The 12,232-nt window shown below is 71.1% G+C and carries 13 protein-coding genes; all 13 read right to left on the bottom strand.

Annotated elements, in window-relative coordinates:
• On the bottom strand, positions 1-322 hold a 322-nt coding region (locus E1264_RS31595), incomplete at its 3' end, for a metal-sulfur cluster assembly factor (RefSeq protein WP_132179260.1).
• Positions 319-777, bottom strand: a complete 459-nt coding sequence (gene sufU, locus E1264_RS31600; RefSeq protein ID WP_132179262.1) for a Fe-S cluster assembly sulfur transfer protein SufU — start codon at positions 775-777, stop codon at positions 319-321. The genes E1264_RS31595 and sufU, both read right to left, overlap by 4 nt.
• A gap of 54 nt (positions 778-831) precedes the next feature.
• Positions 832-2,094 carry a cysteine desulfurase gene (locus E1264_RS31605; RefSeq protein WP_132179264.1) on the bottom strand — a complete coding sequence of 421 codons (1,263 nt, stop codon included), beginning with the start codon at positions 2,092-2,094 and terminating at the stop codon, positions 832-834.
• The gene (sufC, locus tag E1264_RS31610; RefSeq protein WP_132179266.1) at positions 2,091-2,855 is read right to left on the bottom strand and encodes a Fe-S cluster assembly ATPase SufC; all 765 of its coding nucleotides are present in this window, start codon (positions 2,853-2,855) and stop codon (positions 2,091-2,093) included. The genes E1264_RS31605 and sufC overlap by 4 nt, the downstream gene beginning before the upstream one ends.
• A 26-nt stretch (positions 2,856-2,881) precedes the next feature.
• On the bottom strand, positions 2,882-3,190 hold the full coding sequence (locus tag E1264_RS31615) for a non-heme iron oxygenase ferredoxin subunit (protein WP_243711281.1): 309 nt from the start codon (positions 3,188-3,190) through the stop codon (positions 2,882-2,884).
• A gap of 53 nt (positions 3,191-3,243) precedes the next feature.
• Complete coding sequence (gene sufD, locus E1264_RS31620; protein WP_132179270.1) at positions 3,244-4,380, bottom strand: Fe-S cluster assembly protein SufD; 1,137 nt, start codon at positions 4,378-4,380, stop codon at positions 3,244-3,246.
• Entirely contained in the window at positions 4,380-5,792 is a 1,413-nt protein-coding gene (sufB, locus tag E1264_RS31625) for a Fe-S cluster assembly protein SufB (protein WP_132179272.1), read from the bottom strand. Before sufB ends, sufD begins: the two co-directional genes overlap by 1 nt.
• Positions 5,789-6,526 (bottom strand): metalloregulator ArsR/SmtB family transcription factor, encoded by a 738-nt coding sequence (locus tag E1264_RS31630; RefSeq protein WP_165964477.1) that lies wholly within the window; start codon positions 6,524-6,526, stop codon positions 5,789-5,791. The genes sufB and E1264_RS31630 overlap by 4 nt, the downstream gene beginning before the upstream one ends.
• 135 nt (positions 6,527-6,661) lie before the next feature.
• Positions 6,662-7,579, bottom strand: coding sequence for a universal stress protein (locus E1264_RS31635; protein WP_132179276.1), 918 nt, complete (start codon positions 7,577-7,579; stop codon positions 6,662-6,664).
• Positions 7,576-9,036 (bottom strand): amino acid permease, encoded by a 1,461-nt coding sequence (locus E1264_RS31640; protein WP_207936497.1) that lies wholly within the window; start codon positions 9,034-9,036, stop codon positions 7,576-7,578. The genes E1264_RS31635 and E1264_RS31640 overlap by 4 nt, the downstream gene beginning before the upstream one ends.
• Positions 9,033-9,968 (bottom strand): carbamate kinase, encoded by a 936-nt coding sequence (arcC, locus tag E1264_RS31645; protein WP_132179278.1) that lies wholly within the window; start codon positions 9,966-9,968, stop codon positions 9,033-9,035. Before arcC ends, E1264_RS31640 begins: the two co-directional genes overlap by 4 nt.
• Before the next feature lie 62 nt (positions 9,969-10,030).
• Positions 10,031-11,026: an ornithine carbamoyltransferase gene (argF, locus tag E1264_RS31650; RefSeq protein WP_132179280.1), complete on the bottom strand. Its 996-nt coding sequence runs from the start codon at positions 11,024-11,026 to the stop codon at positions 10,031-10,033.
• Positions 11,027-11,052: 26 nt separating this feature from the next.
• Positions 11,053-12,232 (bottom strand): arginine deiminase (locus E1264_RS31655; RefSeq protein ID WP_132179282.1); only part of this gene is annotated, 1,180 nt, incomplete at its 5' end.

Here is a 12,232-nt window from a genome sequence, read left to right on the forward strand (position 1 = left end):
CGTTGAAGCCGAGGGCGCGGAGCTGGTCGCGGCCCTCGTCGGTGATCTTGTCCGGCCCCCACGGGGGCAGCCACACCCAGTTGATCTTGACGTCCTTGACCATGCCCTCCAGGGCGCTGTGCGCCTGGTCCTCGATCACGTCGGTGAGCGGGCACGCGGCGCTGGTGAGGGTCATGTCGAGGGTCGCGACCTCGTCGGCGATGGTGACGCCGTACACCAGGCCGAGGTCGACGACGTTGATGCCGAGCTCGGGGTCGACGACGTCCTTGAGGGCCTCGAGGATGTCCTCCTCCGGGACGGCCGTGCCGGTGGTTTCGGTCATGATGCCTCTCCGAGTGCGCGGGCGGTCGCGTCCTTCCACGCCATCCAGGCGAGCAGGGCGCATTTGATGCGGGCGGGGTATTTGGAGACGCCGGCGAAGGCGACGGCGTCCTCCAGGACGTCCTCGTCGGGCTCGACGTCCCGGCCGCGCGACTGCATCAGCGTGAGGAACTCCTCGCCGACCGCCATCGCCTCCTTGACGGACTTCCCGATGACCAGGTCGGACATCACCGACGCGCTGGCCTGGCTGATGGAGCAGCCCATCGCGTCGTAGGACACGTCGGCGACCGTGGCGTCCTGGCCCTCGCCGTCCAGGTGGACGCGCAGCGTCACCTCGTCCCCGCAGGTCGGGTTGACGTGGTGCGCCTCGCCCTCGAACGGCTCGCGCAGCCCCTTGTGGTGGGGGTTGCGGTAATGGTCCAGGATGACCTCCTGGTACATCGCCTCCAGGTGCATGGGGTCCTCTCCGTGGCTCTCTCGCTACAACAGGGCCGGTCGCGGGGGTGTTCCTCAGGACGTGCCGAAGAACTTCTGGGCCTGCCTGACCCCGTCGGCGAGGGCGTCGATGTCGCCGAGGGTGTTGTAGAGGTAGAACGTCGCGCGGGTCGTCGCCGGGATGGCGAAGCGGCGGCAGATCGGCCAGGCGCAGTGGTGGCCGACGCGGACCGCGACACCGAGGTCGTCGAGGACCTGGCCGACGTCGTGGGGGTGGATGCCGTCCACGGTGAACGACACGGCGCCGCCGCGGGCCTCGGTGGTGCCGGGGCCGATGATGCGGACGCCGGGGATCTCGGTGAGCCGCTCCAGGGAGTACCCGACGAGGGCCTCCTCGTGGGCGTGGACGCGGTCCATCCCGATCTCGGCGAGGTACTCGCAGGCCGCGCCGAGCCCGATCGCCTGCGCGGTCATCGGGACGCCGGCCTCGAACCGCTGCGGCGGCGGCATGAACGTGGTCTCCTCCATCCGGACGACCTCGATCATGGACCCGCCGGTGATGAACGGCGGCATCGCCTCCAGCAGCTCGCTCCGTCCCCACAGCACGCCGATGCCGGTGGGGCCGAGCATCTTGTGGCCGGAGAAGGCGAGGAAGTCGGCGCCGAGCCGGGCGACGTCCACGGGCTGGTGCGGCACCGACTGGGCCGCGTCCAGCAGGACGAGCGCGCCGACGGCGTGGGCGCGCGCCGCGATCCGCTCGATCGGCGGGACGGTGCCGAGCACGTTCGACTGGTGCGTCAGCGCGACGATCTTCGTGCGCTCGTTGACGACGTCGTCGAGGTGCTCCAGGTCGAGGCGGCCGTCGTCGGTGATGCCGAACCAGCGCAGGGTCGCGCCCGTCCGCCGGCAGAGCTGCTGCCACGGGACGAGGTTGGCGTGGTGCTCCATCTCCGACACCACGACCTCGTCGCCGGGGCCGACCGCGAACCGCTGGGCCTCCGGGCCGCCGGTGGCGGCGTTGCTCATCGCGTACGCGACCAGGTTGATCGCCTCGGTGGCGTTCTTGGTGAACACGACCTCGGCGGGCGACGCGCCGATGAACCGGGCGATGGACGCGCGGGCCTTCTCGTAGGCCTCCGTCGCCTCCTCGGCGAGCTGGTGCGCGCCGCGGTGCGGCGCCGCGTTGTGCTTCTCGTAGAACTCGCGCTCCGCCTCCAGGACCCGGACGGGCTTCTGCGACGTCGCACCCGAATCGAGGTACACCAGAGGGCGCCCGCCGCGCACCGTGCGCTGCAGCAGCGGGAAGTCCTTCTTCAGCTCCTCCGGCAGCAACTTCATAGCGCGGCGCCCGCCTTCGCGTACTTCTCGTACCCCTTGTCCTCAAGCTCGTCGGCCAGCTCGGGGCCGCCCTCGGCGACGACGCGACCGCCGGAGAACACGTGCACGAAGTCGGGCTTCACGTAGCGGAGGATGCGCGTGTAGTGGGTGATGAGCAGGACGCCGGTCTCGCCGGACGCGAACCGGTTCACGCCCTCCGCGACGACCTTGAGGGCGTCGACGTCGAGGCCGGAGTCGGTCTCGTCCAGGACGGCGACCTTCGGCTTGAGCATCTCCAGCTGCAGGATCTCGTGCCGCTTCTTCTCGCCGCCGGAGAAGCCCTCGTTGAGGCTGCGCTGCGCGAACGCCGGGTCGATGGACAGGTTCTCCATCGCCTGCTTCATGTCCTTGGAGAACTCGCGGAGCTTCGGCGCCTCCCCGCGGACCGCGGTGACGGCCGAGCGCAGGAAGTTGGACACCGACACGCCGGGAACCTCGACCGGGTACTGCATCGCGAGGAACAGCCCGGCGCGGGCGCGCTCGTCGACCGACATGCCGAGGACGTCCTCGCCGTCGAGCGTGACGGTCCCGGACGTGACCTCGTACTTGGGGTGCCCGGCGACCGCGTAGGCGAGGGTGGACTTGCCGGAGCCGTTCGGCCCCATGATCGCGTGGGTCTCCCCGGCCTGCACGGTCAGGTCGACCCCGCGCAGGATCTCCTTCGACCCGTCGGAGCCGTCGCCGACGGAGACGTGGAGGTCGCGGATCTCTAGCGTGGCCATGGTGCGTTATGTCCTTAGTCGTGGGGTCAGTCGTCGGAGGCGAGCGAGACGTAGACGTCGCCGTCCTCGACCTTGACCTTGTATGTGGCGACCGGCTGCGTGGCCGGAGGGTTGGTGGGCTTGCCGGTGCGCAGGTCGAAGCACGACCCGTGCAGCCAGCATTCGATGGTGCCGTCGTATATCTCGCCTTCGGACAGCGAGACCTCGGCGTGGGAGCAGATGTCGTTGAGGGCGTACACGTCCTCACCGCTGCGCGCGATGGCGACGGGCGTGTCGTCGACCTCGACGGCGAGCGCCCCGTCGGCGGGGACGTCGTCCAGCGCGCACACCTTCACGTATCCGTTCTGGGGGGACGACCCCCCAGGCCCCCCGGGCTTCGCGGTGTGAGTCACGTGGCCGCCCCCCGGTCAAGCTCCGCCTCGATGGCCTCGTGCACCTTCTCCCGGACCTCGGCGACCTCGATGCGCTCGATCAGCTGGCCCAGGTAGCCCCGGACGACCATGCGGCGCGCCTGGTCGAAGGTGATGCCGCGGGCCTGGAGGTAGAACAGGTGCTCGTCGTCGAGGCGCCCGGACGCCGAGGCGTGGCCGGCGCCGGCGACCTCGCCGGTGAGGATCTCCAGGTTCGGGACGGAGTCGACCCGCGTCCCGTCGGTGAGGACGAGGTTGCGGTTCAGCTCGTAGGTGTCGGTGCCCTCCGCCTCCGCGCGGATGATCACGTCGCCGATCCAGACGGCGTGGGCGTCCTGGTCCTGGAGGGCGCCGCGGTAGTCGACGCGGCTGCGGCAGTTCGGCACGGTGTGGTCGACGAGGAGGCGGTGCTCCAGGTGCTGGCCGCCGTCCACGAAGTACACGCCGTACAGCTCGGCGTCGCCGCCGGGCCCCTCGTAGGCGACGGACGGCGAGATCCGCACGACGTCGCCGCCGAGCGACACGTTGTGCGAGACGAACCGGGCGTCGCGGCCGAGGCGGGCGTGCTGGTGGGACACGTGGACGCTGCCGTCCGCCCAGTCCTGCAGGCTGATCACCGAGAGGCGGGCGCCGTCGCCGACGACGAACTCGACGTTGTCGGCGTACGTCGCGGGCCCGCGGTGCGTCAGCACGACGGTGGCCTGCGCGAACGGCTCCACGATCACGGTGGTGTGGCCGTAGGCGGCGGCCGAGGCGTCCTCGCCGCGCAGCCGCAGCACGGTCGGCGCCGACGCGACGGCCTCCTTCGGCACGGTCACGACGGTGGCCTGCGCGAACGAGTTCCACGCCTGCGCGCTGACCCGGTCGGACGGGACGTACGCCCCGCCGAGCCGCGGGTCGTCGCGCCCGACGGTCTCGACGGTCACCTCCGGCGCCGCATCCGCCTCGACCAGGACCTTGCCGTCGGCGTCGGCGGTGCCGTTGTGCAGGCCGCGGAGGCGGCGCAGCGGCGTGAACCGCCACTCCTCCTCGCGGCCCGTCGGGACGTCGAAGTCGCCGACGTCGTACGACGCCTTGTCGTGCAGCGTCGAGAGAGGCTTGACATCGAGCCCCATCAGCCGACGGCTCCTTCCATCTGCAGCTCGATGAGCCGGTTCAGCTCAAGGGCGTACTCCATCGGCAGCTCGCGCGCGATCGGCTCCACGAACCCGCGCACGATCATCGCCATCGCCTCGTCCTCGGTGAGGCCGCGGCTCATCAGGTAGAACAGCTGCTGCTCCGACACCTTGGAGACGGTGGCCTCGTGGCCCATCTCGACGTCGTCCTCGCGGACGTCGACGTACGGGTAGGTGTCGGACCGGCTGATCTGGTCGACGAGCAGCGCGTCGCACTTCACGGTGGACTTGCTGTGCTCGGCGCCCTCCTGGATCTGCACCAGCCCCCGGTAGGACGTGCGGCCCCCGCCGCGCGCCACCGACTTGGAGATGATGCTGGAGGAGGTGTTCGGCGCGGCGTGCACCATCTTGGCGCCGGCGTCCTGGTGCTGGTCCTCGCCCGCGAACGCGATCGACAGGGTCTCGCCCTTGGCGTGCTCGCCGAGCAGGTACACCGCCGGGTACTTCATGGTGACCTTGGAGCCGATGTTGCCGTCGACCCACTCCATGGTGGCGCCCTCGTAGGCGACGGCGCGCTTGGTCACCAGGTTGTAGACGTTGTTGGACCAGTTCTGGATGGTCGTGTAGCGGACGCGGGCGTCCTTCTTCACGACGATCTCCACGACGGCGGAGTGCAGCGAGTCCGACTTGTAGATCGGGGCGGTACAGCCCTCGACGTAGTGGACGTACGAGCCCTCGTCGGCGATGATCAGCGTCCGCTCGAACTGGCCCATGTTCTCGGTGTTGATCCGGAAGTAGGCCTGGAGCGGGATCTCGACGTGCACGCCCGGCGGGACGTAGATGAACGAGCCGCCCGACCAGACGGCGGTGTTGAGCGCGGCGAACTTGTTGTCGCCGACGGGGATCACCGAGCCGAAGTACTCCTGGAAGATCTCCGGGTGCTCGCGCAGGCCGGTGTCGGTGTCGAGGAAGATGACGCCCTTCTCCTCAAGGTCCTCGCGGATCTTGTGGTAGACGACCTCCGACTCGTACTGCGCGGCGACGCCCGCGACGAGGCGCTGCTTCTCCGCCTCGGGGATGCCGAGCTTGTCGTAGGTGTTCTTGATGTCCTCGGGGAGCTCCTCCCAGGAGCCCGCCTGCTGCTCGGTGGAGCGGACGAAGTACTTGATGTTGTCGAAGTCGATCTCCGACAGGTCGGAGCCCCAGGTGGGCATCGGCTTCTTGTCGAACAGCCGCAGCCCCTTGAGGCGCAGGGCGAGCATCCAGTCGGGCTCGCCCTTCTTGCCGGAGATGTCGCGGACGACGTCCTCGTTCAGGCCGCGCCGCGCCGAGGCCCCGGCCTCGTCGGAGTCGGCCCAGCCGAACTTGTACCTGTCGAGCCCCTCCAGTTCGGGGTGGGCTGCCGTAGTCATATGGGGGTCCCTCCGGACTCCTCGTCGTCTTTCGGTGTGCGTTCGTCGTCGCCGCCGCAGAGCGAGCGGGGGCTGACGTGGGTGGTGCATATGCCGTCGCCGTGGGCGATGGTGGCCAGCCGCTGCACGGGGGTGCCGAGCAGGCGGCTGAACGCCTCGGTCTCGGCCTCGCACAGCGCCGGGAACTCCGCGGCGACGTGCGCGACGGGGCAGTGGTGCTGGCACAGCTGCTCGCCGCCGCCCGGCTGGGGCGCCTTGGCGGCGGCGGCCGCGTAGCCGTCGCCCGACAGCGCCTCGGCGAGCGTGCGGACCCGCTGGTGGGGCGGGGCTTGCTGCACGACGGGCCGGTAGCGCTCCTCCAGATCGGCGATCTGGCGGCGGGCGAACTCGGCGACCGCGTGGTCGCCGGCCGTCTCGGCGATGAACCGCAGCGCGCTGGTCGCGAGGTCGTCGTAGGCGTGCACGAACGCGTTGCGGCCGGCGTCGGTGATCGCGAACCACTTGGCGGGACGTCCCCGGCCGCGCCTGGCCTGCGGCGTCCGCGCCTTGCGGACCTCGATCATGCCGTCGGCGAGCAGCGCGTCCAGGTGCCGGCGGATCGCGGCGGGCGTGAGGCCGACGCGCTCCCCCAGCGTGGACGCCGTGACCGGGCCGTGCTCGAGGATGAGCCGGGCCACCCGCGCGCGCGTGTCGCGCTCGGTGTGCCCCGGCACGTGGGCGGGCCCGGACGGCACGCCGAGGGACCGCGCGGTGGCGGCCTCTGCGCTGGTCCGATCCTCGCTCACGTTTTTCACAACATCAGTGTGCCGTAATTCCTTCCCCGCAAACACCGGTTTCCCGATGTCGTGGCTCACGCAGGTAAGCCTTACCTAACCTGCGGTTTCGCGGCCGGGTGGGGCGCCGGGCGCGGCGCCGCGCGGCATGAGGAGCACCGGGCAGGGCGCGGCGCGGACGATTTTGCCGGAGCCTTCACCGAGGAAGACCTTGCGCAGCGGCCCGCCATGGCTGGACAGGCAGGCCAGCACCTCGCCCGGCAGCATATCGACACCCCCGAGGGTCTTGGCGACGCCCGTCCCCACGGCGGTCAGGCGCTCCACGGGCGGCCCGCCGGCGAAGCGCGCGGCCGCCTCGCGCAGGTCCTCGTCGGCCTGCGCCGCCTGGCGGTCCAGGACGCCGCCGACGTCCTTGAACTTCGCCGCGATGCCGGGCGGGCGCAGCACGAGGGTGAGGAGCCGCATCGGCACCCCCAGCGCGGTCGCGATCTCGGCGGCGGCGGACAGCGGGCCGTCCGCGTCCCGGCGGTGCCAGTACGCGACGGTCATCCGCTCGAAACGGTCCGGCGGGTCGCCGGCGTAGCCGCGCGGGGCGAGCAGGACGGGGACGGGCGAGCCGTGCAGGAGCTGGTCGGCGGTGCTGCCGATGGCGATGCGGCCGCGCCGCCCGCGCGGCGCCGAGCCGATCACGATCAGGTCCGCGTCGACCGCCCGGGCGACCTCGATGAGGCCGCGCCCGCTGCCCCGGTGGGAGTGGACGCGCAGCGTCACGACCGATTCGGGGACGTCCGACGCGGCGAGGGCCTCGGCGGCCTCGGCGAGCGCCGCCTGCGACTCGCCCTTGAGGTAGGCGACCCATTCGGCGTCGACGGACCCCGGGCCGCGCGCGGGCCACGGCGGCGGATGGACGTTCGCGGCCACCAGCGAAGCGCCCGCCGCCCGGACGACCAGCGCCGCCAGCGCGAGCGCGTCGGCGCCGCGGTCGTCGGAGGAGTAGCCGACGAGGACCCTCATGGCGTGCTCCTCTCCGCTGGTCCGGACGCCAGTCGCGAGTGGCGGCGGCCGTACAGGAAGTACGCGGCCAGGCCGACGAGGGTCCAGAGCAGGAACACCGTCCACGTCACCCCGCCCAGGCCGACCATGAGGTAGACGCAGAAGCCGACGCCGAGAAGCGGCGTGAGCGGGTAGAGCGGGGTCCGGAAGCTGCGCGGCAGGTCGGGACGGGTGCGGCGCAGGACGATGACCCCGAGGCTGACCAGCGCGAACGCGAACAGGGTGCCGATGCTGGTGGCGTCCACGAGGCGGCCCAGCGGGATCGCGGCGGCGAGGATCGAGATGAACGCCGCCACGATGAGCGTGTTGGCGACCGGGACGCGGCGCCCGGGGCTGACCTTCTGGAACACGGGCGGGACGAGCCCGTCCCGCGACATCGCGAACAGGATGCGGGTCTGCCCGTACATGACGGTGAGGACGACGCTGGCGATGGCGATGACCGCGCCGAGCGAGAGGATCATCGACGGCCAGGTCCGCCCGGTGGCCTCGTCCAGCACCGCCGCCAGCGACGCCTCGGAGCCGCTGATGTCGAACCGCTCCCAGTGCATGGCGCCGACCGCGGCGAGGCCGACCAGCACGTAGATCACGGTCACGATGGCCAGCGACAGGACGATCGCGAGCGGCAGGTCGCGCCGCGGGTTCTTCGCCTCCTCGCCCGCGGTGGAGGCGGCGTCGAAGCCGATGTAGGAGAAGAACACCTTGGACCCGGCCGCGCTGATCCCGGCGAAGCCCATCGGCGCGAACGAGCTCAGGTTCCCCGAGTCGAACGCGGTGAACGCGACCGCGCAGAAGAACAGCAGCACGCCGATCTTCAGGAACACCATGATCGTGTTGGCGGTGGCGCTCTCGGACGTCCCGCGCAGCAGCAGGAACGTCGCGAACATCACCACGATCACGGCCGGGACGTTGACGATCCCGCCCTCCCCCGGCGGCCCGGCCAGCTCCGCCGGGATCGTGAACCCGGCCGCGTCGTCGAAGAACGCGCTGAGGTAGGAGCCCCAGCCGACCGCGACGGCCGACACCGACACGGCGTACTCCAGCAGCAGGCACCACCCGCACACCCACGCGACCAGTTCCCCGAGCGTGGCGTAGGAGTAGGAGTAGGACGAGCCGGAGACGGGGATCGTCCCGGCCAGCTCGGCGTAGGACAGCGCCGAGAACAGCGCGGTGACGGCGGCGAGGACGAACGACAGCACGACCGCGGGCCCGGCCAGCGGCACCGCCTCGCCGAGGACCACGAAGATCCCGGTGCCGAGGGTCGCGCCGACGCTGAAGAGGGTGAGCTGCAGCAGGCTCATCGTCCGCTTCAGCTCGCCGCCCTCGCCCTGCCCGCCCTCGGCGACGATCCGGTCGACGGGCTTGGTCCGCAGGAGGCTCCGCGCGAACGAGACCGGCGCGGCCTGGGTGCCGGTCTTCACAGCGTGCTCGCCAGCGGCCAGGTCGCGTTGGGGGTGACGATCGTCCCGGCGGTGCCTTCGAGGATCTCCACGCACTGGTCGAGCCGCCCGATCGCGGCCATGTCCCCGGTGCGTTCGACGAAGCTCGCCACCGCCTCGACCTTCGGGCCCATCGATCCTGCGGGGAAGTCCTCGGCGCGCAGCTCGTAGGGGGTGGTGTGGGTGATCTCCTCCTGGTCCGGGGCGCCGAAGCGGCGCATGACGCGCGGGACGTCGGTGAGGATGAGCAGCGCGTCGGCGTCCATGCTCTCGGCCAGGACGGACGCGGTCAGATCCTTGTCGATCACCGCCTCGACGCCCTCCAGCCGCCCGACGTCGTTGCGGAACACCGGGATGCCGCCGCCGCCCGCGCAGACCACGACCGTCCCGAGCCGGACCAGCTCCCTGATCAGCCGGGTCTCGATGACCCGCTGCGGGCGCGGGGACGGCACGACCCGGCGCCAGCCGTCGCCGTCCTGGCGGACCGTCCAGCCGTACTCTGCGGCGAGCTTCTCCGCCTCGTCGCGGTCGTAGACCTGGCCGACGAACTTGGTCGGGTCCTCGAACGCCGGGTCGACCGCCGACACCAGCGTCTGGTTGATCATCGCCATGACCTGGCGGCCGGGCAGCGCGTTCTGCAGCGCCTGCAGCATCCAGTAGCCGATCATGCCCTGCGTCTCGGCGCCGATCGTGTCGAGGGGGTAGGGCCGGGTGAGGCTCGGGTCGTTGACGCTCTCCAGCGCCAGCACCCCGACCTGCGGCCCGTTCCCGTGCGTGACGATCAGCTCGTGCCGCTCGGCGAGCGGCGCCAGCGCCCGCACGGCCCGGTCGACGTTGCGGCGCTGCAACGCCGCGTCCGGTGTCTCACCGCGCTTGACCAGCGCGTTCCCTCCGAGCGCGACGACCACGCGCATCGTGCCCCCTCCCCCGTGTCCGGCGCTCGTCCGGACCCGTGTCCGGGCCCCGCGCCCGGCCGTCAGCCGAGCGTCGCGACCATGACCGCCTTGATGGTGTGCATCCGGTTCTCCGCCTCGTCGAAGACGATCGAGGCGGCGGACTCGAACACGTCCTCGGTGACCTCCAGGCCCTCCATGCCGGTCTTGCGGTAGAGCTCCTCCCCCACGGCGGTCTCCCGGTTGTGGAGGGCGGGGAGGCAGTGCATGAACTTCGCGTCCGGGTTGCCGGTCGCCCGCATGACGCCGGCGTTGACCTGGTACGGGCGGAGCAGCGCGATGCGCTCGTCCCACTTCTCGGCGGGCTCGCCCATCGACACCCACACGTCGGTGATCACGTAGTCGGCGCCGCGCACGCCCTCCTCGACGTCCTCGGTGAGGGTGATCTCCGCGCCGGTGGTGGCCGCGACCGCCCTGGACGGCTTCACGACCGTCTCCTCGTCCGGCCAGAGGGCGCGCGGCGCGACGATCCTGACGTTCATGCCCAGCAGCGCACCGGCCGCGACGTACGAATGGCCCATGTTGTTGCGGGCGTCGCCCAGGTAGGCGTACGTGACGTCCGCCAGGGGCTTGTCGCTGTGCTCCCGCATGGTGAGCATGTCGGCGAGCATCTGCGTCGGGTGCCACTCGTCGGTCAGGCCGTTCCACACCGGGACGCCCGCGTACTCGGCCAGCTCTTCGACGAGCCTCTGGCTGGAGCCCCGGTACTCGATGCCGTCGAACATCCGTCCCAGGACGCGCGCGGTGTCCTTCATCGACTCCTTGCGGCCGATCTGGGTGCCGCCCGGGTCGAGGTAGGTCACGTGGGCGCCCTGGTCGTGCGCGGCGACCTCGAAGGCGCAGCGGGTCCTGGTGGAGGTCTTCTCGAAGATCAGCGCGATGTTCCGGCCGGTCAGCGCCGGGTTCTCCGCCCCGGCGTACTTGGCGGCCTTCAGCCGGGCGGCGAGGTCGAGCAGGAACCCGAACTCGCCGGGCGTGAGGTCGAGCTCCTTGAGGAGGCTGCGCCCGCGAAGGTCCATCCGTGTCTCCTGGCAGGTCGCGGGCGTCAGGCGTCCCGCTCGATCGGGCAGGACATGCAGCGCGGGCCGCCGCGCCCGCGGCCCAGCTCGCTGCCGCGGATCGTGATGACCTCGATCCCGTTGCGGCGCAGGTGGTTGTTGCTCGTCGCGTTGCGCTCGTAGGCGACGACGACGCCGGGCGACACGGCCAGGACGTTGGAGCCGTCGTCCCACTGCTCGCGCTCGGCGGCGAACACGTCCTGCGTCGGGGTGAGGACCTTGATCGCGTCGATGCCGAGCGCCGCCGCGATCGCCCGGTGCATGTCCTCCGGCGGATGGTCGGTGATCTTCAGTTCCTTCTCGGTGTCGCCCGGCTCGATGGTGTGCGACGGCAGCATCCCCATCCCCGCGTACGTGGTGAACACGCCGTGGTCCACCATGGTCATGACGGTGTCCAGGTGCATGAACGCCCGCTTCTGCGGCATCCGCAGCGCGACGATCCGCCCGCACGAACCGGCGGCGAACAGCGACTGCGCGAGCATCTCGACGGCCTGCGGCTGCGTCCGCTCGCTCATGCCGACCAGGACGGCGCCGTTGCCGATGACCAGGACGTCGCCGCCCTCCAGCGTCGCCGGGGCCATCTCCATGCCCTTGTTCCAGATGTGGAAGCCGTGCTCGGCGCCCGGCCTGCCGTAGCCGTCGGCGAACATCGGGTGCCACCGGTAGATGGCCTCCATGTTCACCGTCTCCCGCATCCGCGCCTTCTTGCGCATCGTGTTGATCGACACGCCGTCGTAGATCCAGCAGGACGTGTCGCGGGTGAACAGGTGGTTGGGCAGCGGCGGCAGGATGAACCCGTCCGGCGGGATGGAGTGGAACGCGATCGACGCGGGCTCGGGCATCCGCTCCAGCATCTCCCGCTTGGTGATCCCGCCGACGAGGAACGCGCTCAGCTCGGCGGCGTCCATGGCGTCGAAGCAGTTGCGGATCGCGTCGACGGCGAGCGGGCCGAACCAGTGCGGGTCGACGACGGCGTCGAGGATGTGCACGCGGGCCTCGGGGTTCTCGACCGTCTCGCGCAGCAGGTCGAGGACCAGGTACGTCCGGACGCCCCGCGCGCGCAGCACGTCCTCGAACTCCTCGTGCTCCTCCACGGCGCGCGCGACCCACAGCACGTCGTCGAAGAGCAGGCCCGCGGCGTTGGACGGGGTGAGCCGCTTCAGCGAC

It is taken from the genome of Actinomadura sp. KC216 (assembly GCF_004348535.1).
GTDB lineage: Bacteria > Actinomycetota > Actinomycetes > Streptosporangiales > Streptosporangiaceae > Spirillospora.

What these genes read in the sequence shown, in the direction of transcription:
- E1264_RS31635 (WP_132179276.1), bottom strand. Translation starts at nt 7,579, where the DNA reads ATGAGGGTCCTCGTCGGCTACTCCTCCGACGACCGCGGCGCCGACGCG.
- sufD (WP_132179270.1), bottom strand. Translation starts at nt 4,380, where the DNA reads ATGGGGCTCGATGTCAAGCCTCTCTCGACGCTGCACGACAAGGCGTCG.
- sufB (WP_132179272.1), bottom strand. Translation starts at nt 5,792, where the DNA reads ATGACTACGGCAGCCCACCCCGAACTGGAGGGGCTCGACAGGTACAAG.
- E1264_RS31605 (WP_132179264.1), bottom strand. Translation starts at nt 2,094, where the DNA reads ATGAAGTTGCTGCCGGAGGAGCTGAAGAAGGACTTCCCGCTGCTGCAG.
- sufU (WP_132179262.1), bottom strand. Translation starts at nt 777, where the DNA reads ATGCACCTGGAGGCGATGTACCAGGAGGTCATCCTGGACCATTACCGC.
- arcC (WP_132179278.1), bottom strand. Translation starts at nt 9,968, where the DNA reads ATGCGCGTGGTCGTCGCGCTCGGAGGGAACGCGCTGGTCAAGCGCGGT.
- argF (WP_132179280.1), bottom strand. Translation starts at nt 11,026, where the DNA reads ATGGACCTTCGCGGGCGCAGCCTCCTCAAGGAGCTCGACCTCACGCCC.
- sufC (WP_132179266.1), bottom strand. Translation starts at nt 2,855, where the DNA reads ATGGCCACGCTAGAGATCCGCGACCTCCACGTCTCCGTCGGCGACGGC.